Annotated in this window: 23 protein-coding genes; 19 read left to right on the forward strand and 4 right to left on the reverse strand. The window is 34.3% G+C overall.

The window, feature by feature from the left end:
* Positions 1–47: 47 nt before the first annotated feature.
* Entirely contained in the window at positions 48–572 is a 525-nt protein-coding gene (gene flgP / locus CHELV3228_RS02730) for a flagellar assembly lipoprotein FlgP (RefSeq protein WP_082199430.1), read from the forward strand.
* Complete coding sequence (locus CHELV3228_RS02735) at positions 548–994, forward strand: hypothetical protein (protein ID WP_082199431.1); 447 nt, start codon at positions 548–550, stop codon at positions 992–994. Before flgP ends, CHELV3228_RS02735 begins: the two co-directional genes overlap by 25 nt.
* Here the strand turns inward: CHELV3228_RS02735 and CHELV3228_RS02740 are convergent.
* From CHELV3228_RS02740 to waaC, 4 genes are read right to left on the reverse strand one after another with little or no spacing between them, the layout of a single operon-like run.
* On the reverse strand, positions 991–2,043 hold the full coding sequence (locus CHELV3228_RS02740) for a glycosyltransferase family 4 protein (RefSeq protein WP_082199432.1): 1,053 nt from the start codon (positions 2,041–2,043) through the stop codon (positions 991–993). The two genes, CHELV3228_RS02735 and CHELV3228_RS02740, sit on opposite strands and share 4 nt — an antisense overlap.
* The gene (locus tag CHELV3228_RS02745) at positions 2,025–3,554 is read right to left on the reverse strand and encodes a glycosyltransferase family 2 protein (RefSeq protein ID WP_082199433.1); all 1,530 of its coding nucleotides are present in this window, start codon (positions 3,552–3,554) and stop codon (positions 2,025–2,027) included. The genes CHELV3228_RS02740 and CHELV3228_RS02745 overlap by 19 nt, the downstream gene beginning before the upstream one ends.
* 2 nt (positions 3,555–3,556) lie before the next feature.
* Complete coding sequence (locus CHELV3228_RS02750) at positions 3,557–4,432, reverse strand: lipid A biosynthesis lauroyl acyltransferase (protein ID WP_082199434.1); 876 nt, start codon at positions 4,430–4,432, stop codon at positions 3,557–3,559.
* Complete coding sequence (gene waaC, locus CHELV3228_RS02755; protein WP_082199435.1) at positions 4,422–5,444, reverse strand: lipopolysaccharide heptosyltransferase I; 1,023 nt, start codon at positions 5,442–5,444, stop codon at positions 4,422–4,424. Before waaC ends, CHELV3228_RS02750 begins: the two co-directional genes overlap by 11 nt.
* 65 nt (positions 5,445–5,509) lie before the next feature.
* Between waaC and CHELV3228_RS02760 the strand changes: the two genes are divergently transcribed.
* Genes CHELV3228_RS02760 through CHELV3228_RS02840 form a run of 17 tightly spaced genes read left to right on the forward strand, consistent with a single transcriptional unit; the run spans position 5,510 to position 22,780 of the window.
* Positions 5,510–6,289: a 3'-5' exonuclease gene (locus CHELV3228_RS02760; protein WP_082199436.1), complete on the forward strand. Its 780-nt coding sequence runs from the start codon at positions 5,510–5,512 to the stop codon at positions 6,287–6,289.
* A 47-nt stretch (positions 6,290–6,336) separates the two neighbouring features.
* Complete coding sequence (gene galE, locus CHELV3228_RS02765) at positions 6,337–7,323, forward strand: UDP-glucose 4-epimerase GalE (protein WP_082199437.1); 987 nt, start codon at positions 6,337–6,339, stop codon at positions 7,321–7,323.
* Complete coding sequence (gene pglK, locus CHELV3228_RS02770; protein WP_082199438.1) at positions 7,317–9,017, forward strand: BC-type lipopolysaccharide transporter PglK; 1,701 nt, start codon at positions 7,317–7,319, stop codon at positions 9,015–9,017. The genes galE and pglK overlap by 7 nt, the downstream gene beginning before the upstream one ends.
* Entirely contained in the window at positions 9,014–10,078 is a 1,065-nt protein-coding gene (pglH, locus tag CHELV3228_RS02775; protein WP_082199439.1) for a GalNAc-alpha-(1->4)-GalNAc-alpha-(1->3)-diNAcBac-PP-undecaprenol alpha-1,4-N-acetyl-D-galactosaminyltransferase, read from the forward strand. The genes pglK and pglH overlap by 4 nt, the downstream gene beginning before the upstream one ends.
* Positions 10,075–10,995 carry a GalNAc(5)-diNAcBac-PP-undecaprenol beta-1,3-glucosyltransferase gene (pglI, locus tag CHELV3228_RS02780; RefSeq protein ID WP_082199440.1) on the forward strand — a complete coding sequence of 307 codons (921 nt, stop codon included), beginning with the start codon at positions 10,075–10,077 and terminating at the stop codon, positions 10,993–10,995. Before pglH ends, pglI begins: the two co-directional genes overlap by 4 nt.
* Complete coding sequence (pglJ, locus tag CHELV3228_RS02785) at positions 10,983–12,086, forward strand: N-acetylgalactosamine-N,N'-diacetylbacillosaminyl-diphospho-undecaprenol 4-alpha-N-acetylgalactosaminyltransferase (RefSeq protein ID WP_082200733.1); 1,104 nt, start codon at positions 10,983–10,985, stop codon at positions 12,084–12,086. The genes pglI and pglJ overlap by 13 nt, the downstream gene beginning before the upstream one ends.
* Positions 12,083–14,443, forward strand: coding sequence for an STT3 domain-containing protein (locus CHELV3228_RS02790; protein WP_082199441.1), 2,361 nt, complete (start codon positions 12,083–12,085; stop codon positions 14,441–14,443). Before pglJ ends, CHELV3228_RS02790 begins: the two co-directional genes overlap by 4 nt.
* Positions 14,440–15,570, forward strand: coding sequence for a N,N'-diacetylbacillosaminyl-diphospho-undecaprenol alpha-1,3-N-acetylgalactosaminyltransferase (gene pglA / locus CHELV3228_RS02795; RefSeq protein WP_082199442.1), 1,131 nt, complete (start codon positions 14,440–14,442; stop codon positions 15,568–15,570). Before CHELV3228_RS02790 ends, pglA begins: the two co-directional genes overlap by 4 nt.
* On the forward strand, positions 15,563–16,165 hold the full coding sequence (gene pglC / locus CHELV3228_RS02800) for an undecaprenyl phosphate N,N'-diacetylbacillosamine 1-phosphate transferase (RefSeq protein WP_082199443.1): 603 nt from the start codon (positions 15,563–15,565) through the stop codon (positions 16,163–16,165). The genes pglA and pglC overlap by 8 nt, the downstream gene beginning before the upstream one ends.
* The gene (gene pglD, locus CHELV3228_RS02805) at positions 16,152–16,742 is read left to right on the forward strand and encodes a UDP-N-acetylbacillosamine N-acetyltransferase (protein WP_082199444.1); all 591 of its coding nucleotides are present in this window, start codon (positions 16,152–16,154) and stop codon (positions 16,740–16,742) included. The genes pglC and pglD overlap by 14 nt, the downstream gene beginning before the upstream one ends.
* Positions 16,742–17,086 carry a c-type cytochrome gene (locus CHELV3228_RS02810; RefSeq protein ID WP_082199445.1) on the forward strand — a complete coding sequence of 115 codons (345 nt, stop codon included), beginning with the start codon at positions 16,742–16,744 and terminating at the stop codon, positions 17,084–17,086. Before pglD ends, CHELV3228_RS02810 begins: the two co-directional genes overlap by 1 nt.
* Complete coding sequence (gene hemL / locus CHELV3228_RS02815) at positions 17,086–18,363, forward strand: glutamate-1-semialdehyde 2,1-aminomutase (RefSeq protein ID WP_082199446.1); 1,278 nt, start codon at positions 17,086–17,088, stop codon at positions 18,361–18,363. The genes CHELV3228_RS02810 and hemL overlap by 1 nt, the downstream gene beginning before the upstream one ends.
* A complete protein-coding gene (locus CHELV3228_RS02820; RefSeq protein ID WP_082199447.1) occupies positions 18,360–18,638 on the forward strand; it encodes an AtpZ/AtpI family protein in 279 nt (92 codons plus the stop codon). The genes hemL and CHELV3228_RS02820 overlap by 4 nt, the downstream gene beginning before the upstream one ends.
* Positions 18,631–19,113, forward strand: coding sequence for a hypothetical protein (locus tag CHELV3228_RS02825; RefSeq protein ID WP_082199448.1), 483 nt, complete (start codon positions 18,631–18,633; stop codon positions 19,111–19,113). The genes CHELV3228_RS02820 and CHELV3228_RS02825 overlap by 8 nt, the downstream gene beginning before the upstream one ends.
* Positions 19,106–20,296 (forward strand): MFS transporter, encoded by a 1,191-nt coding sequence (locus CHELV3228_RS02830; RefSeq protein WP_082199449.1) that lies wholly within the window; start codon positions 19,106–19,108, stop codon positions 20,294–20,296. Before CHELV3228_RS02825 ends, CHELV3228_RS02830 begins: the two co-directional genes overlap by 8 nt.
* Positions 20,289–22,496, forward strand: coding sequence for a flagellar hook-length control protein FliK (gene fliK / locus CHELV3228_RS02835; protein WP_082199450.1), 2,208 nt, complete (start codon positions 20,289–20,291; stop codon positions 22,494–22,496). Before CHELV3228_RS02830 ends, fliK begins: the two co-directional genes overlap by 8 nt.
* On the forward strand, positions 22,493–22,780 hold the full coding sequence (locus CHELV3228_RS02840; protein ID WP_082199451.1) for a FlhB-like flagellar biosynthesis protein: 288 nt from the start codon (positions 22,493–22,495) through the stop codon (positions 22,778–22,780). The genes fliK and CHELV3228_RS02840 overlap by 4 nt, the downstream gene beginning before the upstream one ends.
* Position 22,781: the final 1 nt, after the last annotated feature.

A 22,781-nucleotide genomic window follows, 5' to 3' on the forward strand; every position in this document is an offset into this window, starting at 1 on the left:
GCTTATTGCTTTCTTGGAGTTATATTACAATATTTTGAAGGTGTAAAATGAAAAATTTGTTTTTTATGCTACTTGTAGCGGCAATTTTTGGTGGCTGTGTCCCAAGTGCAACAAGCACTGCAAAGACTAATAATACTGCAAATGCAGTCGATGGTGGAAGCTCTGATGTGGTGGTGCAAAAAGTCGATAAGGACGATGTGCGTGATATCATTAGAGAAGAAAAAATGCTAGCACCTTATGATGCAAGCGAGAGCGAATTAAGCTTTACGGCGGTTGGTGAGGGGATAGCTCCTTTAAACACTGTTTCTTCTGCTCAAGCTTTAGCTTTAGCTAAAAGAGCGGCGATTACAGATGCTTATAGACAGCTTGCGAGTAAGCTTTATGGTGTGAAAGTCAATGGTAAAGACACAGTTAAAGACGCTATGTTAAGAAGTTCAACTATCACAGCACAGGTTAATGGACTTATCAAAAATGCTAGTATCATTGATGAGAATTTTAATCAAGGGCTTTACAGGGTTAATTTAGAACTTAAAATCGATGCGGACAAGTGGAAAGAATTGTTTGCTTATTAATCTTTTTTAGCTTGAAATGCTTTGCCCTAGAGGAATTTATCTTTTGGGCGGAGCTTTCGAGTAAAAACTTCGTTCTCTTTCATCAAAGTCAAAATATCTCTTTAGCAATGACAAAAAGCGAAAATAGGCTAAGTGAGTATGCTTGTGAAATTCCCTACACCGAAAAAGACTTAAAAACCTTGCCAAGAAATGCACTAGGACTTATAGAAGCACCAAAAATGGCACAACTTGCCTTTCTCAATGTGCATAAAGAAGAGTTGAGTGAGTGCTTTATAGGAGCGAAAATCAGCGTTAAAGATGTGGTAAAAGCGGATTTGCTCAAGGCAAAAAGCGAAACTTATGTGAAAATTTTGCCTTTGCGTTTTAGTGTGGATTTTAGTGAAAATGGCGTGATAATTTATTATCTTAGGAAAAAAGACTAGCAATAAGAATCAAATAAATCTTGCCATTTTTTAAGGATAATTTCCTTTGAAAAGCGTTTCTTTACGATTTGTTTGGCATTTTCTCCCATAGTTTTTCTTAAATTTTCATCACGCATTAAAATTTGAAGCTTATCAGCGTAATCTTTTAAATCATCATCTTCGATTAAAAAACCACTTTTTTCATTTTCTATAATGTCGCTTAATCCAGCAATGTCAAAGGCTACGCTAGGTAAGCCATAAGAGGCGCTTTCTATCAGCACCATACCAAAGCCCTCATTATAACTACTCATCGCATAAATGCTAGCACCCAAATACTCTTTTTCCACATCGTTAGTAAAGCCTTTGATGATGATAGTGTCGTTTAGATTTAGCTTATTGATTTTATCTTGCATCGCTTCTTTTAGCACCCCATCCCCTACAAAAACTAAATTCCACTCTCTAAATTTAGCTTCTTCTTGCACCTTTTTCCAAATATCAATGAGTCTTAAAACCCCTTTTTCCTTAGAAAAACGCCCTAAGTATAAAACGACTTTTTGTTGATGATTTGTTATTACATCCGGAATTTTAGGCAAAAAATTTGGGATATAAATTACATTTTTATGATGTTTTTCTAAAAGAGCTTTTTGCTTCAAATTAATGGCGATGAGTGCGTCATAATGCTTATATTTTGTTCTAAATTTTTTTTGCCTTTCGTGAAGTATATATAAATAATGCGTATTTTTATTTTTAAATAAGGGATAATGAGGGCAGTTATTATAAATGATAATATCTGCTTCTTTGCATTTTTGTTTTAAAAGATAGCTTTCGTAAAATTTATCGATGAGTTTATAAAAAAAGGTTCTTACTCTTTTTCGCTCTTTAAAATGTAAAAAGCTAAGTTTGATTCTATCATCAAGGGCAAAAGTGGGTGTTTCATTTGCTTTATAAATGCTCAAAAGCTCCACTTCGTAAAATTCGCAAAAAGCATTAGCCAGATGACTTACAACTCTCTCAGAACCCCCCCCGGTAGTGATATCGCCTATAAGCAGGACTATCTTTTTTCTTTCCAAGTTATCCTTCTTTCTTTGATAGTTTTTAGATAAAGCTGATGATTTTCATCTAAACAAGCCTTATCATTTTCTTTATGATAAAGATGATACGCTAAAGCCTTAAATTTCACTCTTCTAAATTCTCCGCCCTTAAATAAAAACCTTGCGACAAATTCGCTATCCTCCCTACCCCAGCCACTAAATTTTTCATTAAAGCCTTCAAGTGCTTCAAAATCACTCTTAAAAAAGCTCATATTACACCCACGAATACCCTTAATAAAGTCTTTTTTGTCAAAAAAATCAGCCCTAATCTTAGAAAAATGAAAATAAATTTTTGATAAAATGAAGCTTCTTTTAAGCCTATCATAATGCCCCCCCCTTAGTATGTTTTGACTCTTAGTTGCATCTAAAATCACTCTTGAGCCTTGTAAAAACACGCCTTTTTTCGCAAAATCTAAGTGGTCTTTGATGAAATTTTCTTCTAAAACCATATCCCCGTCTATGATGATGATGTATTCGCTCATCGCCTTTTTAGCGGCATTATTACGGCTTTTAGCAAGGCGGTAGCCCTTATCTTCTTGCCAAATGTGTTTTAGGGGTATGCTAAATTTGTTTTGAAATTCTTTAATTAAATTTGCCGTTTCCTCCGTGCTTCCATCATCGGCGATTAAAATTTCATTTGGCATAGTGTTTTGTTTCATCACGCTTTCAAGCACGACTTTTAGGTAGGTGGGGCTATTATAGGTCGTGATGATTAAAGCAATGCTAGGTTTTTTATTTTGAAACTCATAAAGTTTAGCATATTTAAAAAAGGCTCCAAGCCCATTACAAAGGCTAATGATAAAGCCCTTATAGCCATAAAAAATGCCTTTTTTGAAAAAATAATCCCTATGAAATTTCCACAATCCGTGCGTGAGTGCTTTAAATATAGAGCTTTTTTTGTGTAAGTTTTGCTCGGCGTAAAGTTGAGAGTAGCGTTGGCATTTTTCAAGTAAGTCATAAATTCCGCTAAAAGCATAATGCCTAAGGGCATTTTTAAGATAAATTTTTTCTGCATTTGGAGGCAAAATAAGGCTTTCATGGACTAAATTATCATTAAATTTTGTAAAGCTTTTATGAAATAAACGCAAAACAAAATCAGGATGCCAACCACAAGCCTTAATCCACTCCCCACGGTATAAATTTTTCCTAGCAAAGGCTACGATGTGATGCGTTTTTAAATCAAGCTTTTCAAGCTCTTTTAAGGCTTCATATTCTAGCACTTCATCAGCATCAATACTGAAAATCCACTCCTTTGTTACATAGCTAATCGCCTTATTTTTAAGCGCTCCAAAGCCTATAAATTCGCTTTGTTCTATGCGTATATTAGGGAAATCTTTTGCGAAGTCTTTTGCGATTTGAAGTGTATCATCATCACTTTGATTATCCAAAAGCACAATCTCACCAAATTCTTTTAGGGAATTTAAGCATTCTTTTAGCGTTTTGGTGGCATTTTTGACGATTAAAACCGCACTAATTTCTTTAAGATTCATTTTTATCCTTTGTAAATTTGAGCATCAAAGCTACGGAAGCGTTTGTGAAAGAAAAAATACTCATCAGGCTTAAATTTTATCATTTCTTCCACGCTTTTAGCTTGGTATTTTGTCAGCTCTTCTACGCTATGTGTCGCTGCGTCCATCGCTTTGAAATTTTTAATGTGAAAAAGTCCGTCTTTTTGGTAGATAAAGGAGGGGAGAATAAGGGCGTTTGTTTTTTTTGCTATGACACTTGCTCCCATTTGATAATTGACCTCCTTACCAAAAAACTCAAGCCTTAAGCTTTCATTTGTGGCACAATCTTGGTCTGTAAGTATGCCTAAAGTGCGGCGATTTTTGAGGGCTTTAAGCATTTTTTTAAGTCCGCCTTTTTTGTCGATAAGCTCGATGTCAAATTGCGTTCTATTTTGACTTAAAATAATATCCATAGCCTTGCTATCAAGCTCCCGTCCTACGATAGACATTTTTCCAAATTTCGCCGCATAAGCCAAAGAAGCGAGTTCCCAGTTACCATAATGTGCTGTTGTTAATATGAGCGGTCTTTGACTTTTAAGAGCGTTGATTAAAATTTCTTCATTGTCAAAATGCACTTTTTTGAGGATTTTTTCTTTTGTGGTGTTGCGATTTTTAATGCAGTCTATGCCAAATTTAGCAAAATTTTGATAAATCTTTAGGGAGATTTGATTTCTTTCCTCTTTAGTTTTTTGCGGAAAGCAAATTTGTAGGTTGATGTCGATGATTTTGCGGTGTTTTTTATTAAGATGAAAGGTGATTTTAGCGACTAGTAAGCCAAGTTTTTGCAAAAGAAATTCAGGTAAAAGTGCGGTTAAGAATTTAAGCAAATAATACAAAAAAAGATAAAGTTTATTTCTCACCCAAAAGCTCCTTGGCTAAAGAGAAAATGTCCTCCTCGTCAATGTTTCTAATGCAAAAATCGCTTTTGTCGATGTGCTTGACATTGGAAATTTTTTTATCCGTGCTGATGGTTTTGTTAATCTCTGTTGTAAAAGCATTGCGGTAATGCGGAGTTGCGCCAAAGATAGTAATGGAGGGCTTATTCATAGCAAAGGCTAGATGAGTAGGACCGCTGTCATTTCCTATTATGAGGCTTGAAAGCTGAGTGAGGGCGATGAGTTCTTTAAGGCTTAGTTTATCAAGTAAAATAAGGCTTTCTTTGTCGATTTTGCTGAGAGAAAGCACTCTTTTGGCTAGAATTTTTTCCTTTTCATTCCCCCAAGCAAGATAAATTTTAAGCTTGTCATCATAGTGAAATAAAAGTTTGCATAGTATGGCAAGTTTTGTCATTGGGTAGATTTTATTTTGCACACTTGAGCCAACATGGATTAAAATGTTTTTTTCGCTTAAATTAAACCTTTGCTTTAAAGAGTTTTTAAGCTCTTCATCGGCTTTAAAAATGGGCTGCTTAAAACGAATATCCTTTGGCTCAAAAGGTGCATTAAGCGCAAATGCAGCTAAAGCAAGGTAACGCACAAAAACATTTTCTGCATAGTCGATATTAAGTTTTTGGTTGTAAAAATTATGCGCAAAGCTTTCTTTTAGGCTGTTTTTGTCAAAGCCAAAATTATTATTGCTTAAAATGCGACTAACTAGAGCGGATTTCATCAAGCCTTGCAGGTCTAAAACAAAATCATAATGATTTTTCCTAGCTTCAAGGGCGATTTTAAGGCTAGAGAAAAATCTCTTATCCTTTAAGGGTAGGGCGTAAAGCTTATCGATGTGCGGGTGATTTTCTAAAATTTCTTTAAATCTTTCATCGACAAACCAGTGAATTTCAATATCTTGGCGAAATTGTTTGATAAATTGCAAAACAATGGCACTTTGTATGATGTCTCCTAGTGCGCTGAGCCGGACGATTGCTATTTTCATTTAGACCTAATTTTAAATTTTTTGTTATGATTTTAGCAGAGTTGTTTAAAAAAAGGTTAAATAAGATGAAAAATGAAGGTTATATTTGCATATTTGATTGTGAAAGTGTGCCAGATGTAGAGCTAATAAGAAAAAATTTAGGTTTTGAAGGAAGCGATGAGGAGGTAAGCTTACAGGCACTTGCGTGGCAAAAAGAGCAAAACGGAAGCGAGTTTTTACCCCTGCCTTTTCATAAGATAGTAAGCATTTGTGCGGTGATAGCGGATAATTTTGGTAAATTTATTAAGGTCAATAAAATCGAGGGTGAAAATGAAAAAGAGATGTTAAGAAATTTTTTCGCCTTTATCGATAAAAGTGAGCCTAAGCTTGTGAGTTTTAACGGGAAAAATTATGATTGTCCTTTGCTGGTTTTAAGAGCGTTAAAATATAATATCAAAGCAAGTGCTTATCTTGACACGCAAGATAAGTGGAATAATTACAGAACAAGGTTTGCCGAGCTTAAGCATTGTGATTTACTCGAAAGTTTGGGGGGCAGACTTAGGCTTGATAGTGTGTGTGCTATGGTCGGGCTACCCGGAAAGTATGATGTAAGTGGAGATGAGGTTATGAGCCTTTATTATCAAAACAAAATGGAAAAAATCCACGAATACTGCGAAAGCGATGTTTTAAACACCTATATGCTTTTTTTAAAATATGAGTTGATTAAGGGAAATTTGGCGGAAGAGGATTATAAATTTTATTTAGAATTAATGGCGGAGTATTTAAAAGAGAAAAAATCAAACCGCACTTATGTCCCACATTTTATAAAGGCTTGTGAGGAAGAATTTTTGAAATTAAACATTTAAAGAACTATTATAAAATACGATGAAGTTTAATAATAAAAAGGAAAAAAATGAAAATCTTAATTACCGGTGGTGCTGGATATATAGGCTCTCACACGCTTAGACAATTTTTAAATACAAACCATCAAATTTGTGTCCTAGATAATCTTAGCAAAGGCTCTAAAATCGCTCTTAATGATTTAAAAACTATAAGAGAATTTAGCTTTTTTGAACAGGATTTAAGTGATTTTGCTGGAGTTAAATCGCTCTTTAAAAAAGAGAAATTTGACGCTGTGGTGCATTTTGCGGCGAGTATTGAGGTTTTTGAAAGTATGCAAAATCCTTTAAAATATTATATGAACAATACTGCAAATACTTCAAATTTAATCCAAACCTGTTTAGAAAATGATGTGAATAAATTTATATTTTCTTCCACAGCTGCGACTTATGGTGAGCCACAAACTCCTGTGGTAAGTGAGTTAAGTCCCCTTGAGCCTATCAATCCTTATGGGCGTTCTAAGTTGATGAGTGAGGAAGTTTTGCGTGATGCAAGTCGGGCAAATCCAAATTTCAAGCATTGCATTTTGCGTTATTTTAATGTTGCTGGTGCTTGTATGGATTTTAAGCTAGGACAACGCTACCCTAAGGCGACTTTACTCATTAAAGTTGCGGCTGAGGTTGCTGCTGGTAAGAGAGAGAAGCTTTTCATTTTTGGAGATGATTACGATACAAAAGATGGCACTTGCATTAGGGATTTTATCCATGTTGATGATATTTCAAGTGCGCATTTAGCGGGGCTTGAATATTTAGAGACAAATGAGAGTAATGTCTTTAATGTGGGTTATGGACACGGCTTTTCTGTTAAAGAAGTCATTGAGGCAATGAAAAGGGTAAGCGGGGTGGATTTTAAGGTCGAACTTGCACCTAGAAGAGCGGGAGACCCCTCTGTTTTAATCTCAAATGCTGAAAAAATTCGCAAATTAACCTCTTGGAAACCTAAATACGATGATTTAGAACTTATTTGTAGGTCCTCGTATGATTGGGAACAGCAGTGTTAAAAAAACTTTTTTTTATCCTCTCCAAAGAGGATAAGCGTTTTTTGTTTTCTTTATTGGCTTTTTCTATACTCATTTCTTTTATAGAAACTTTTGCCATATCTTTAGTAATGCCTTTTATCACTTTGGCGAGCGATTTTTCTTATTTTGAAAGAAATGCGTTTTTAATAAACATTAAGCAAAGTTTAAATTTGCCCGCCTTTAAGATTATCATTTATCTAGGGCTTATAATGATAGCGTTTTATCTTTTAAGAGCTATTTTAAATGCGTGGTATTTTCATCTTTTGGCGCGTTTTTCTAAGGGGCGTTACCACGCTATCGCCTCTAAGATTTTTGCTAAATTTTTGCATATAAGTTATGAAAAATTTACTCAAAAAAATCAATCTGCGATTTTAAAGTCCATCACGGGAGAAGTTTATAATCTTAGCACTATGCTTTCATCTTTTTTGCTGATGATGAGCGAAATTTTTGTAGTGCTTTTACTTTACGCTTTAATGCTTTTGATTAACTATAAAATTACAATTTTTTTAAGTATTTTTATGCTTCTTAATGCTTTTATTTTGGTAAAAATTTTAAGTCCTTTCATCAAAAAAGCAGGGATTGAAAGAGAAAAGGCGATGAAAAGCTTTTTTGAAATTTTAAATACAAATTTAAATAATTTTAAATTCATTAAGTTAAAGACTAAAGAAGAGGGCGTTTTGAAACTTTTTAAAGCCCAAAGTGAAGCTTTTTCAAAAGCAAATATTACCAACGAAAGCATTAATGCTTTGCCTAGAATTTATTTAGAGGCGGTGGGTTTTTGTGTTTTAGTTTTTATCGTTGTTTTTTTGGTGTTTAAGTATGAAAGTGATATTTCAAATATTTTAGCGACAATTTCCATTTTTGTTTTGGCTCTTTATAGGCTTATGCCAAGTGCAAATCGCATTATAAGCTCTTATCACGATTTGCTTTATTATCACTCTTCTTTAGATATTCTTTTTGAAATTTTAAAAGAAAAAGAAGAGAAAAATGCGGAAGGGGAATTAAATTTCACTAAAGAATTACGCCTTGAAAATCTTAGCTTCCATTACGAAAATAAAGCTATGCTTTTTGAAAATATCAATTTTACGCTTAAAAAAGGTGAAAAAATCGCATTTATCGGTGAAAGTGGGAGTGGAAAAAGCACCTTTGTGGATATTTTAAGCTCACTTTTAAAGCCAACGAGTGGGCAAATTTTTGTCGATGACACGCCACTTTGTGAAAAAAACATCAAAACCTTTCGTAGAAAGATAGGCTATATCCCTCAGCAAATTTATCTTTTTAATGACAGCATTGCTAAAAATATTAGCTTTGGAGATGAGGTTGATGAAGCTTTACTAAAAGAAGTGATAAGACAGGCAAATTTGGAGGATTTTATCCAAAATTTAGAAGAAGGTGTGCAAACTAAAGTAGGCGATGGAGGAAGTAATTTAAGCGGAGGACAAAGACAAAGAATCGCCATAGCAAGAGCACTTTATACAAAGCCCGAAATTCTCATCCTAGATGAAGCGACTTCGGCACTAGATAATGAAAGTGAAGCAAAAATTATGGACGAAATTTATAAAATTTCTCAAGATAAGACCCTCATCATCATAGCACATAGGCTTTCTACGATAAAAAATTGCGATAAAATTTATAAGGTCGAAAAAGGTAAAATCAGCTTGGAGCAAACTTTATGAAAATCACTTTCATCATAGCGACTTTAAATTCTGGCGGAGCGGAGAGGGTTTTGGTAACCTTAGCAAATGCACTTTGTAAGGAACATGAGGTTTGTATTATTAAATTTCACCCAGAAGATTCTTTTTATAAGCTTGAAAAAGAGATAGTCTTAAAAACCCTGCCACAGTTTAGTTTTCATAATCTTTACCATAAAATCGCAAGTCGCATTAAGAAAATTTTTGCATTAAGAAAAGCTTTAAAAGAAAGTCCAAGCGATGTTTTTATCTCTTTTTTGGATACGACTAATATCGCTTGTATCGTTGCTAAAATAGGACTTAAAACCCCTTTAATCATCAGTGAGCATAGCAATGAGGCTTATTTAAAATCTAAATTTTGGCGACTTTTAAGAAGACTGAGCTATCCTTATGCGAGTGCTTTGAGTGTGCTTGGTGCGAGTGATAAGGCATTTTATGAAAAATTTGTTAAGAAGGTTTTGGTTTTAAATAATCCTTGTCATTTTTCTTCAAATCAGCTTTCTTTACCACAAAAAGAAAATTTGGTGCTTTTTGTTGGGCGTTTGGATTTTAATAAAAATGCTTCGATGTTTATTAAAGCGGTGGCACTTTTAAAGGGCGATTTGCTTTTAAATTATCGTTTTTGCATAGTGGGGGACGGAGAGCTTAAGAGCGCCTTAGAGCAAGAGGCTAGGGCTTTGGGTGCAAAAGTGGAGTTTTTAGGACGCATTGAGGATATGGCTTCGCTTTATGCTAGGGCTAGGGCACTTTGTCTTTGTTCTTTTGTCGAGGGTTTGCCAACCGTTTTAATAGAAAGCTTATATTTTGATGTGTGCCGAATTTCGAGTGAGTATTATAATGGCGCGAGGGATTTGATAGAAAATGAAAAAGACGGACTTATCGTGCCTTTAAATGATGAAAAAGCCCTTGCTTTAGCACTTGAAAGAATTTTAAATGATGAGAATTTAAGAAATGATTTAGTGGAAAATGCAAGGAAGAGGCAAAAAGATTATGAAATTTCACACATTAAGCAAAAATGGCTTGACTTGATAGGAGAAGTTTTATGAAGCTTTCCATCATCATAGCCACTTATAAAAGACAAGAACTTCTTAAAAAGGCTGTTGAAAGCGTTTTGAGGCAGGATTTTAAAGATTTTGAAATTATTATTAGCGATGATAATTCAAATGATGGCACCAAAGAGCTAGTTGAAGCTTTGCAAAAAAAGGATACGCGCATTAAATATGTGCTAAATTCGCGTTATAAGCAGGGTCCTAATGGAAACAAAAATAACGGGCTTGATTATGCAAGTGGCGAATTTATAGGCTTTTTAGATGATGATGATGAGATGCTTGAGGGGACCTTAAGCCTTTTAATGCAAAAAGCAAACGAGGGCTACTCGCATATTTTTGGCAATTGCGTGATAGAAAAAGATGGGGTGCTAAGTGAGGAGTTTAGCGGCAAGGGGTTAATGAGTGATTGTGAGGTGAGTAAGAAAGATTTTTTAATGCAGAAATTTCACGGAGAGTTTTTAAGCATTTTTAAGAAATCTTTGCTTAAAAATCAGCGTTTTAACGAGGATTTTTATGGGAACGAAGCCACGCTTTGGGTGAATTTATATGAGGAAAAAAGTTTTTATATCCATAAGGCTTTAAGGATTTACCGCATTAAAAGAGAAGATAGTGTAACCTTAGGCGCACAAAAACACGCTTTTAGAGTATATCTTGGGTATTTAGAGCTTGCGAAAATTTTAGAAAATGAGCTAAAAAATGATGAGGATTATAGGGGCGTGTGTGCAAATTATTATAAAATGGCGGCGTATTATGCAAAATTTGCAAATGAGTATAAAAAAATGTATGCGTGTTTGTTTAAAAGCTTAGGGGTTAAGCTTAATGCACCGGCGTTTATTTTGCTGCTATTAAGCGTAGTGCCTAGCAAAGCGGTGGCTTGTTTATCAAAATTAAGGGTGGCTTTATGCAAAAATTAGCGATTTTTATTTATTCTTTAGGTAGTGGGGGTGCTGAGAGGGTTGTAGCGACTTTAGTGCCACTTTTAAAGATGAAATTTGAAGTGCATATTATCTTAATGAATGAAAAAATTTCTTATGAGCTTGAAGATGTTAAAGTGCATTTTTTAGAAAAATCAAGCCCCAACGAAAATGCCTTAATGAAATTTATCAAGCTTCCATTTTTAGCCTTAAAATATAAAAAACTTTGTAAAAATTTAGATATAGATGTAGAATTTGTATTTTTAAATCGTCCTAATTATATCGCTTTAATGGCTAGAATTTTTGGTTCTAAAACGCGTCTAATTGTTAATGAATGTACAACGCCAAGCGTAATGTATGCGAAAAATAATTTTAATTCTTTGGCAAATAAGCTTTTAATTAAATTTTTATATCCTAAAGCAGATTTAATTTTGCCAAATTCTAAAGGTAATCAAAATGATTTAATCCAAAATTTTAACATTAAAGAGAGCAAATGCGAGTTGCTTTATAATGCTGTGGATTTAGAGGCAATTGAACTAAAATCAAAAGAAGCAATTAGCCTAAAAGAGCCTTTTATCTTAAGCGTTGGGCGTCTTGACAAGGGGAAAAATCACACTCTTTTAATTCGTGCTTTTTCCAAACTTAAGACAAATTTGAAACTTGTGATTTTAGGAGAGGGTGTTTTAAAAGAGGAGCTTGAAAGCCTGATTTTGGAGCTTGATTTAAAAGATAGGGTTTTGCTTTTAGGTTTTGATAATAATCCTTACAAATATATGGCAAAATGCGAATTTTTTGCTTTTGCTTCGGTTTTTGAGGGCTTTTCTAATGTTTTAATCGAAAGTCTTGCTTGTGGGTGTGCTGTGGTTTGCACCGAGCATCAAAGTGGTGCTTTGGAGCTTTTTGGGCGTAATGAATTTGGACTTTTGGTTGAAGTGGATAATGAAAATTCAATGCTTTGCGGACTAAAGACGATGATAGAAGATGAGGAATTAAGACGGGCTTATAAAAAGAAAGCTAAAATGAGGGCTTTAGAATTTGATAAGCTTAAAATCGCAAAAATAGCTTTAAAATATTTAATGGGGCAAAAATGAAAAATGAGGGTGTGAAAAATGCAAATTTAAGGTTGGTATTTTTTATTTTACTAGCTTTTGGTTTTAGTGTTTTGTGTCGGTTTTACTGGATTTATTGGGCGAGTGATTTTAATGAGTATTTTTTCAATAATGAATTAATGATAAGCTCAAATGACGGCTACACCTTTGCTGAGGGTGCTAGAGATAAGATAGCTGGTTTTCATCAAGAAAACGATTTGAGTTTTATCAATTCTTCGCTTTCTATTTTAACCTATGTGCTTTATAAAATCACACCATTTAGCTTTGAAAGCATTATTTTATATATGAGTGTGTTTTTTTCTTCTCTTATCGTTGTGCCGCTTCTTTTGATTTCAAATGAGCTTAAACGCCCTTTAATGGGGCTTTTTGCGGCATTTTTGGCAAGCATTGCAAAGAGTTATTATAACCGCACAATGGCAGGATATTATGATACGGATATGTTAGCTATCGTGCTTCCTATGTTTATCTTATATTTTTTTATGAGGCTTATTTTACGAAAAGATGCCTTTTCTTTACTTGCTTTGCCATTTTTTATGGGGCTTTATCTTTGGTGGTATCCCTCAAGCTACACTTTAAATATAGCTTTTATCGCTCTTTTTGTGCTTTTTGTCTTTGTTTTTCACAGGAAAGAAAAATCTTTTTATATCGCGGCACTTTTGTGCGCCATCACACTTTCTAATATCGCTTGGTTTTATCAAAGTGCTATTATTGTTTTGCTTTTTGCTCTTTTTATCCTTAAAAATTCATTTTTTAATTTTAAGATTATCTTGCTTTTAGCCTTAGCGGTTTTGGTATTTTTGGCTTTAAGTGGAGGGATAGACCCTATCCTTTATCAGCTTAAATTTTATCTTTTAAGAAGTGATGAAAGTGCTTCTTTGGCACAAGGTTTTGCATATTTTAATGTCAATTTAACCATACAAGAGGTTGAAAGTGTGGATTTGAGAACTTTTATGCAGAGGATTAGCGGAAGTGAGCTTGTTTTTTTACTTTCGATTTTTGGACTAATTTGGCTCATCAAAAAGCATAAGGTAATGCTCTTGGCTTTGCCGATGTTAGCACTTGGTTTTTTAGCACTTAGAGGGGGGCTTAGATTTACCATTTATGCTGTGCCTATTATGGCGCTTGGTTTTGGATTTTTAAGTGTGCAAATTTTAACTCTTGTGCAAAAAACACGCCCTTTAAAAGATACCAAATTTTTAAGAGTATTTTTTTATGGTGTATTTCCCCTTTTCGTGCTTGGACTTGGGACTTATTTTTACTTTAATCAAAGTGCATTGTATGAGAGTATGGGGGTGGAATTTGATAAAAGTTTTTGGGCGTATTTTTTAGAAGATAGTTTGCTTTTTTCTTTGCTGATTTTAGCGATTTTCACGCCTTTGATTTTCGAGCTTTTGTGGAGAAAAAGAGATATTCGTTTTGTGTGTAGTTTTTACATTGTGGGTGTTTTACTTTTTTCTTTGTGGGCGAATTTAAGCCATATTTATCAATACAGAGCGCATACGGTTTTTAGCTATAACGAAGCGGCGATTTTGGATAATCTTAAGCATAATGTTTCTAGGGAGGATTATATTGTCGCTTGGTGGGATTATGGCTATCCTATCCGCTATTATAGTGATGTAAAAACCTTAGCAGATGGGGGAAAGCATTTAGGAAAGGATAATTTTTTCCCTTCTTTTGTTTTAAGCAAAGAGCCTCGTGCGGCGGCAAATATGGCAAGACTAAGCGTAGAATACACTGAAAAAAGTTTTAAAACTCCATATAACGATATTTTAGAGGCTATGATGAAGGATTATAATTATAGTAATGTTAATGTATTTTTAGCGGCACTTTCCAAGAAAGATTTTGAACTTCAAACGCCTAAAACTAGAGATATTTACATTTATATGCCTTCTCGTATGGCGGCGATTTTTGGCACTGTGGCGAGTTTTTCTTATATGAGTTTAGAAACGGGTGAACTTGAAAATCCTTTTGTATATAGCGTGGCTTATTATTTGGGTAATGATGAAGATGGCAAACTTATTTTAAGCAACAATATGCTTTTGCATAGCGATTTTAGAAGTTTTGAGCTAAATGGTAAGCTTTATAATATCAATTCTTTGGTTGAATTCACCTCAGTGCAACAAAAATATTATAGTGTGGTGGAGATTGATAAAGATGCGAAATATTATCTCTTTCACATCAAGGACGCAAATATCCCTAATGTGCAGTTTATCTTGATGGATAAGGCGATGTTTGAAAGTGCTTTTGTGCAAATGTTTTTCTTTGGAAAATTTGATGAAAGCTTGTATGAATTAATTGTTGATAGCAAAGAAGCAAAGGTCTATAAATTAAAATTATGAGAGTAGGATTTTTAAGCCACGCAGGCTCAAGTGTGTATCATTTTAGAGCGCCCATTATCAAAGCCTTGAAAGCTAGGGGTGATGAGGTATTTATCCTAGTGCCAAAAGATGAGTATGCTAAGAGACTTGAAGAGCTTGATTGTCCCATTGTCTTTTATGATTTAAAGCGCTCAAGCCTTAATCCTTTCGTGGTGATAAAAAATTTCTTACACCTTAAAAAAGTGCTTCAAGGCTTAAAGTTAGACCTCTTGCAAACGAGTGCGCATAAAAGTAATACTTTTGGAATTTTAGCTGCACATTTTGCTAAGATTCCTTATAAATTTGCTCTTGTTGAGGGGCTTGGTTCTTTTTATATCGATGAAAGTTTTAAAAGCTTTTTAGTGCGTTTAAATATTAATTTTCTTTATAAACTTGCCTTTAAAATTGCGACAAAATTTATTTTTGTTAATGAAAGCAATGCCATTTTTATGAAAAATTTGGGCTTAAAAGAAGAAAAAATTTGTGTGATTAAATCTGTTGGGATTAATCTTAAAAAATTCTTCCCTCTTCCCGTGCCTAAAGAAGAAAAAGATTCTTTTTTAAAAGCAAATCAAATGGAAGATAAGCCCATAGTTTTGATGATAGCTAGGGCTTTGTGGCATAAGGGTGTGAGAGAATTTTACGAAGCGGCTGAAATCTTAAAGGAAAAGGCAAATTTTGTTTTTGTGGGTGGCACGGATGATAATATTTCAAGTGCGAGTTTAGAATTTCTTAAAAGTGGAGCCGTGTTTTATTTGGGTGCTAGGAGTGATGTGGTGGAGCTGATTAGGCTTTGTGATGTTTTTGTTTTGCCAAGTTATAAGGAGGGCTTTCCTGTAACGATTATGGAGGCTAAGGCTTGTGCTAAGGCTTGTGTGGTGAGTGATTGCGAGGGGTGTGTGGAGGCTATTTCTAATGCTTATGATGGGCTTTGGGCAAAAACAGGCGATGCGATAGATTTAAGCGAAAAAATTAGCCTGCTTTTAGATGATGAAAAATTAAGAGCGAATTTAGCACAAAATGCCTTTAAAGAGTCCTTAAAATACGACGAAGAAAAGATAGCAAAAAGGTATTTAAAACTTTATGATGAGAGTATGAAAGATGTATAAAAATTTTATAAAAAGGGCGTTTGATTTAAGTTTGGCTTTGGTGCTTTTGGTGCTTTTTTCGCCTGTGATTTTGCTGACTGCTTTAATGCTTAAAATTACACAAAAAAGCGTGATTTTCACGCAGCTTAGACCGGGAAAAGATGAAAAGCCCTTTGTGATTTATAAATTTAAAACGATGAGTGATGAAAGAGATGAAAGGGGCGAGCTTTTACCCGATGAATTACGCTTAAAGTCCTTTGGTAAGCTTGTAAGAAGCTTAAGCCTAGATGAGCTTTTGCAGCTTTTTAATGTCTTAAAAGGCGATATGAGCTTTGTGGGACCTAGACCTTTATTAATGGAGTATTTAAGCCTTTATAATGAAAGGCAAAAATTAAGGCATAAGGTAAGACCGGGCATTACTGGTTGGGCGCAGGTGAATGGGCGTAATAATATCTCTTGGGAGAAAAAATTCGAACTTGATGTGTATTATGTGGAAAATATCTCCTTTTTTTTGGATTTAAAAATTCTCTTTTTAACAGCGTTTAAGGTGCTAAAACGAAGCGGGGTTAATAAAGAAGGACAAGCGACTACGGAGAAATTTAATGGCACAAACTAAAAAAATTTATATTTATGGTTCGGGCGGACATGGGCTTGTGTGTGCTGATGTAGCTTTTGATATGGGCTATGAGGAAGTGATATTTTTAGATGATTATAAGGGTTTGAAATTTAGCGAAGAGCTTGAGAAATTTGACATTTTTATTGCCATAGGATCAAATACACTAAGGGAAAAAATAAGCCAAAAGGTTGAAAAGTGTGGCTTTAAAATTGTCAATTTAATCCACTCAAGCGCTATCATTAGCCCAAGTGCAAAAATTGCCAAGAGTGGAGTTTTAATAATGCCAAGAGTGGTGGTTAATGCTAAGGCTAACATAGGAAAAGGCGTAATTTTAAATACGGCTTGTGTGATTGAGCACGAGTGTGAGATAGGAGATTTTTCTCATATTAGCGTTGGGGCGCAATGTGCTGGGAATGTTAAGGTGGGAAGGCTTTGTTTTATGGGGATAAATTCAGCCATTTTGCCGAATTTAAGCTTGTATGAGGAAAGTGTTTTGGGAGGAGGAGCGCTTTTAGCCAAAGATGCGAAAGAAAAGGGCGTTTATGTGGGAGTGCCTGCAAGGATAAGGAGAGATTGATGCGTGTTTTTCTCTTGCTTGCTTTGGGTTTAAATTTGCTTTTTTCAGCAGATTTTATCACGCAAAAAGAATACGCAAAAATGCTATATGAAAATCCAAGAGGCATTAGCTGTAAAAAATGCCACGGAGCTAAGGGAGAGGGGCAAATTTTGGGCTATTATATGCACAAAGATAAAAAAAAGGCTTATGAAATTCCTAGCATACAGGATTTGAGTTTTGAGCGTTTTAAGGAGGCTTTAATGAAAGAGCAAGATGTCAAGTCTATAATGCCAAATTATTCATTAACTAATGATGAGATAATAACTTTATATAATTATATCAAACAAGTTAGCAAGGAGAAATGATGACAAATAAGGTAGCATTTAAAGAGGCTTTTAATGTAATAGCTGGTGGGGTGAATTCGCCTGTGAGAGCTTTTGCTAGTGTGGGTGGAGAGCCTTGCTTTATCGCACAGGGCAAGGGTGCTTACATCAAGGATATAGAAGGAAATAAATATATCGATTTTGTGCAAAGCTGGGGACCTTTACTTTTTGGACATTGTGATAAGGACATCGTGAAAGCTTGTAAAAAGGCTTTAAAAAAAGGCACGAGTTTTGGAGCGCCAACTTTAAGTGAAAGTAAATTAGCCAAGCTTGTGTTAGAAAATTTCCCACACTTAGACAAAATTCGTTTTGTTAGCAGTGGCACGGAGGCGACTATGAGTGCGATTCGTCTTGCGAGAGGTTTTACAAAGAGGGAGAAAATTCTCAAATTTGAGGGTTGCTATCACGGACATAGTGATTCTTTGCTTGTAAGTGCTGGAAGTGGGGCTGCGACCTTTAACACGCCTAGTTCTTTGGGCGTTTTAAATGAAGTGGCAAAGCAAACCTTAGTCGCAAGGTATAATGACATCCAAAGCGTGAAAGAGCTTTTTGAAAAGCACGGCGAAGAAATTGCTTGTGTGATTGTCGAGCCTATCGCTGGAAATATGGGACTTGTTTTAGGTGAGCAAGAATTCTTAGAAGAGCTTACTAGAATTTGTAAGCAAAATAAAGCATTGCTCATTTTTGATGAGGTGATGAGCGGATTTAGGGCTTCATTTTTAGGCTCTTTTGGTATTAATAAAATAGAGGCTGACATCGTTACTTTTGGTAAGGTTATTGGTGGAGGCTTACCTGCTGCGGCTTTTGCAGCAAGAGCTGAGATAATGGACATTTTAAGCCCTTTAGGAGGGGTTTATCAAGCAGGAACGCTCAGTGGAAATCCTTTGGCTATGGCGGCGGGGATTGTGAGTATTTCTAAAGCGAAAAAAGATAAGGAGCTTTATAAAAGATTAGCAAGACTTGCTAAGATGCTAACGCAAGGTTTAAGTGAGCTAGCAGAAGAAAGGGGAGTGCCTTTTACTTCCACTTTTGTAGGGTCGATGTTTGGCTATTTTTTCACAGAAAATCCTGTCAAAAATTATCAAGACGCCTTAAAATCCGACCTAAAGCTTTTTGCCAAATTTCATCAAAATATGTTAAAGCAAGGCATTTATCTCGCTCCATCGCAATTTGAAACAGGATTTATTTGCGATAAAATGGACGAAAAAATGATAATAAAAACTTTAGAAGCGGCTAGAAAGAGTTTTAAGACTTTATGAGTAAGAGAAAAGTTTTTATTCGCAAAGGTTTAGAGGCAGCTGATGGATTGAGTCTTGGCATTTCTATGGTTGTAGCTGTTTTGCTTGGTGTGGGGCTTGGCTTTTTGCTTAAAAATATCACGCCTTGGCTTTTTTGGGTGGGTGTTTTTATAGGCGTTGCGGCGGCGATTTTAAATGTCTATAAGGCTTATAAGGCACAAATGAAAAGTTATGAGGAATTTGAAAAACGCGATACTCTTGTAAAAGAAAGTCTTAAAAAGGACGATAATGGATAAAAAAAAAGCTCTTTTTTTCATACTTTGCGTGATTAATGGGCTTTTTTTACTATTGTTTTTCATTTTTAAAGGATTAAGTTTTGGGCTGGTTTTGAGCTTTGAGGTGGCTTTTTTTAGCACTTTGTTGATAATTTTAAGCTCTTATTTAAATTATAAAAAAAAGATTTTAGTGCGAAGTTCAAATTTGCATTTTGAGCCAAAACCTTTAGCCATTTTTATCAAAAAAACTCCAAAAAATTCAAAAATTATAAATTTTAAACACTACAATGACGATTTAGTTATAAAATTTAAAGATAAGATGAGGAATTTTTCTTTATTTTTTTCTTTATTTAAGCTTTTGGCTTATTTGATTTTGGTTGGCGGTTTCTTGTTTTTGCAGCGTCAAAATTTACTTTTTGTGGCTGGATATTTGTGTGGAATTTCTGCTTTTTTGGCGGGGATATTTGTTTTTATTTTATGTGTGAAAAATGAGTAGTGCAAAAAGAATTATTAAATCAATGACGGCTTTATTTGTCGGTATGGCATTTTTGTTTGCTGGAAACGCCTTAATCATAAGTTCCATAGGGGTTATTTTAAAAGATAATGGCGTAAGTTCTTTTGCTGTCGGCGTAGTAAGTTCGTGTTTTTTTATAGGGGCGATGTGCGGGACGATTTTTTCACAAAAAATTATTTCTCGTATAGGACATATCCGCTCTTTTGGGCTTTTTGGGGCTATTTTTGGAATTTCTGCTATGCTTCATAGCTTGAGTGATAATTTGATATTTTGGGCTTTTTTGCGTTTTTTGATAGGAATTTGTTATTATAGTTTGTTGATGATTATAGAATCATGGCTAAATGAAAAGGCTAAAAATGCCGTTCGCTCACGCATTTTAGCCTTTTATGAGCTTGTTTTTTATCTTTCTTTTGGAGTGGGGATTTTAATCATCGCGTTTGATTTAGACCCTCACGCTGTTTTTATTGTTTCGGCGGCGTTAATTTTATTTTCTTCTTTACCACTTAATTTAATTAGAATCAAAGAGCCACTTTTACCAAAAGTCAGTGAAATTTCTATCCCTAAGGTTTTTGACATTGCGCCTTTAGCTATTATGACGAGTTTTATCGCTGGGCTTTTAATCAACGGCTTTTTTTCTATGGCTTCTTTATTTATACTTTTGCAAGATTACGGTGCTAAGGCTGTTTCTTATTTTATGTTTTGTGCGATAATGGGTGGTTTTATCGCACAAATGTTTATCGGTGTGGTGAGTGATAAAATGGGGCGTAAAATCGCTATTATGTTTTGTGCTAGTGTGGGTTTTATAACGATGCTTTGTTATGCGTTTTTTAAACCACATCTTTATTTACAATACATTCTTGCACTTTTTTTAGGAATGGGAATTTTTTGTCTTTATGCTTTAGCCTTAGCGAGAGCGAACGATATGTTAGAGGATAAAAGTAGGGCGGTGGAGCTTGGTAGGGGTGTGCTTTTTTGCTATTCCTTAGGCTCATTGCTTTCTCCCCTTGCTTTGGGCGTTTTGATGGAGTATTATGGAGCTGGGGGTTTTGTGTGGTTTTATATTATTTTGCTTGGTTTGTTAATTCTTTTTGCGATTAATAAGCCAAATATTTTAAATAAAAAATTTAAGAAAAATCTTGGAAATGCGGTGATTTTTAATGATTAATACAAAATTAAGCTCACAAATATCGACACAAAGAACGGATATAAAAAGTGATTTAAATGTTCCTAAAGATAAAGAGAAATTAAGCCCTAATGAGCTTTTAACGCAAAATTTAAGGCAAAAACTAGGACTGAGTAATCAAGTCGCCACGCCTAATGAAGCCTTGCAAAAATTCGCTCAAAATGAAATCAATCAAAAATTACAAGAGATTATTAATAAATTACTTAGTCAAATTAATGCTAATAAAAACCCAAATTCGCCTATTTTAAAGCAGGCAAATTTGCTCAATTTTGCTCCAAATTTTGTCAATGAACTCAAACTTTTAAGCAAAGAGCTTAGTAAAAGCGAAACTTTTGCCCCTTTGCTTAGTAAAATCGAAATTCTTTTAAAACCAGCAAGTGAAATCACGGCTAAGGATTTTGCCCCTTTGCTTAAAAATTCGGGTGTTTTTTTTGAAGCTAAACTTAAAAATGCTTTAAATGAGGAACTTTTACCAAAGAGTTTTCATAGTCTTATTAATTCTATAAAATCTTTAAGTAGCGATAAGATAGCCACACAAATCGCCTCTTTGGCAGATAAAAATTTAAGCCCCAAAGACTCGCTTAAAGAGTTGGCTAGTATTATTATGCAAAATAAAAGTGAAAATAAAATAATTCTTAACAATAGTGCTTTTAAGCCTTTGCTTGAGCTTTCACAAAAATTAGAAAATTTTAAAAATTACATTAATAAAAATCCTCAACTTGCAGAAAGTAAAATCACCGCCTTAGCACAAAATTTCGCAAAAGAATTGACTAAAATAAAGGACGATTTCATTAAAACTTTAGCCAAGCCCGAAAATTTGCTTATAAAAGATTCGATACTTTTAAAACAAGCGATGCAAAGTTTTGAGAAATTGCAAAATCACCTAGATAAAATCATTCAAAATCACGCCACAAATGAGGGACAAAATGCAAATTTGGATGCTAAGGATTTACTAAAAGATTTATTTGAAAATCAAAATGAAAGTCCAAAAGTAGAACCAAACGAAGAAAAGCAAAAGCCACTTTCGCAGGAAAAAATAGAGGATACTAAGGGAGATAAAGAGGAATTTGAAGAAATCAAAAAACAAGAAGCCGATAAAAATGAAAAATTAGACAATATGGAAGAAAAACAAAATAAAGAAATAGAGGATACTAAGGGAGATAAAGAGGAATTTGAAGAAATCAAAAAACAAGAAGCCGATAAAAATGAAAAATTAGACAATATGGAAGAAAAACCAAATAAAGAAATAAGGGAAAATTTAGACAAAGAAGCACCTAAGGATAAGCCTCACGCTAAGGAAAATCCTAAAGAAATTCAAAAAGAAAATGTTAAAGAATACCCAAAAGAAGTGCTAAAAGAAGGAAAGCCTCACGAGGAAAAAACTTTAATGGGGCAGACAAAAATCCCGGATAGTATCTTTAAAAATCAAGAGGTAAATAAAGAAGTGTTTAAAAATTTAGCTTTTAAAGTGCCTCAAGGACAAAATTTAGAAGAGTTAGAAAGTCTTAGTAAGGATATTTCGGCTCTTAATAGAAAAATTAACGAAAATTTAAGGCAGCTTGACCCTTTGGCACAAAATGCAAAACTCAATTTAAACGAGCTTAAAAATTTGGAAAATAAGCTTGTGAGCTCTATTAAGGATTTGCAAAATATCAAACTCAAAAGCACTCAAGATGTGAGTTATGAAATTCAAAATGATGTTAAATCAACTTTACTTCAAGTTGCAAGTCAGGCTAAAAATGAGGGAAATGATGCGGTTTATAATCAAGCAAATCGTCTTTTAGCACAGATTGAAATGAATCAATTAATGTCTTTGGCAAATGATTCGATTAACACTTACCTACCTTTTTCTTGGGACGATTTAAATGAGTCTAAGATTATTTTTAGACGCGGTAAAAAAGATAAATTTTTCGCCCAAATTAAGCTTGAATTTGCCAAGCTTGGGGATTTAGAAATTTTGGTTTCTTTAAATAATGAAAAATACATTGACATTAACATTATGGCGGAAAATAAGGAATTTAGAAAGCTCATTTACGAAAACGCTCACGAGCTCAAAAGAAATATTAATAAAGCGGGACTTTTAAGCTCTAATTTTTTTGTGGGCGATATTATCCGCTCGAAATTTGACCCAAGAGATTTGAAAAATTACGATTTGCAAATGGGTATGGATAAAAGAGTATGAGTAAGATTAAAAAATCCATCAAAAAAGCCGTAGCACTAGGATACCAAAGAGAAAGGAAAGATTCGGCACCTAAAGTTTTGGCAAGTGGTAAAGGCGAAAATGCTTCTAAAATCATTTCTTTAGCCAAAGAACACGGAGTGCCGATTAAAGAAGATGAGGATTTGATAGAAATTTTAAGTAAGCTTGACCTTGGCGATGAGATACCGCCTAATATGTATAAGGCTGTTGCGGAGGTTTTTGCTTTTATCTATCAAATGGCAAATAAAAGTTTGCCAAAAAATTAAA

The organism is Campylobacter helveticus (assembly GCF_002080395.1).
Taxonomy (GTDB): domain Bacteria; phylum Campylobacterota; class Campylobacteria; order Campylobacterales; family Campylobacteraceae; genus Campylobacter_D; species Campylobacter_D helveticus.

Bases quoted from the DNA above. Each gene is read 5' to 3' on its own strand.
- flgP (WP_082199430.1), top strand. From the start codon at position 48: ATGAAAAATTTGTTTTTTATGCTACTTGTAGCGGCAATTTTTGGTGGC.
- CHELV3228_RS02745 (WP_082199433.1), bottom strand. From the start codon at position 3,554: ATGAATCTTAAAGAAATTAGTGCGGTTTTAATCGTCAAAAATGCCACC.
- waaC (WP_082199435.1), bottom strand. From the start codon at position 5,444: ATGAAAATAGCAATCGTCCGGCTCAGCGCACTAGGAGACATCATACAA.
- CHELV3228_RS02760 (WP_082199436.1), top strand. From the start codon at position 5,510: ATGAAAAATGAAGGTTATATTTGCATATTTGATTGTGAAAGTGTGCCA.
- galE (WP_082199437.1), top strand. From the start codon at position 6,337: ATGAAAATCTTAATTACCGGTGGTGCTGGATATATAGGCTCTCACACG.
- pglH (WP_082199439.1), top strand. From the start codon at position 9,014: ATGAAAATCACTTTCATCATAGCGACTTTAAATTCTGGCGGAGCGGAG.
- pglI (WP_082199440.1), top strand. From the start codon at position 10,075: ATGAAGCTTTCCATCATCATAGCCACTTATAAAAGACAAGAACTTCTT.
- pglJ (WP_082200733.1), top strand. From the start codon at position 10,983: ATGCAAAAATTAGCGATTTTTATTTATTCTTTAGGTAGTGGGGGTGCT.
- CHELV3228_RS02790 (WP_082199441.1), top strand. From the start codon at position 12,083: ATGAAAAATGAGGGTGTGAAAAATGCAAATTTAAGGTTGGTATTTTTT.
- pglA (WP_082199442.1), top strand. From the start codon at position 14,440: ATGAGAGTAGGATTTTTAAGCCACGCAGGCTCAAGTGTGTATCATTTT.
- pglC (WP_082199443.1), top strand. From the start codon at position 15,563: ATGTATAAAAATTTTATAAAAAGGGCGTTTGATTTAAGTTTGGCTTTG.
- pglD (WP_082199444.1), top strand. From the start codon at position 16,152: ATGGCACAAACTAAAAAAATTTATATTTATGGTTCGGGCGGACATGGG.
- CHELV3228_RS02810 (WP_082199445.1), top strand. From the start codon at position 16,742: ATGCGTGTTTTTCTCTTGCTTGCTTTGGGTTTAAATTTGCTTTTTTCA.
- hemL (WP_082199446.1), top strand. From the start codon at position 17,086: ATGACAAATAAGGTAGCATTTAAAGAGGCTTTTAATGTAATAGCTGGT.
- CHELV3228_RS02820 (WP_082199447.1), top strand. From the start codon at position 18,360: ATGAGTAAGAGAAAAGTTTTTATTCGCAAAGGTTTAGAGGCAGCTGAT.
- CHELV3228_RS02825 (WP_082199448.1), top strand. From the start codon at position 18,631: ATGGATAAAAAAAAAGCTCTTTTTTTCATACTTTGCGTGATTAATGGG.
- CHELV3228_RS02830 (WP_082199449.1), top strand. From the start codon at position 19,106: ATGAGTAGTGCAAAAAGAATTATTAAATCAATGACGGCTTTATTTGTC.
- fliK (WP_082199450.1), top strand. From the start codon at position 20,289: ATGATTAATACAAAATTAAGCTCACAAATATCGACACAAAGAACGGAT.
- CHELV3228_RS02840 (WP_082199451.1), top strand. From the start codon at position 22,493: ATGAGTAAGATTAAAAAATCCATCAAAAAAGCCGTAGCACTAGGATAC.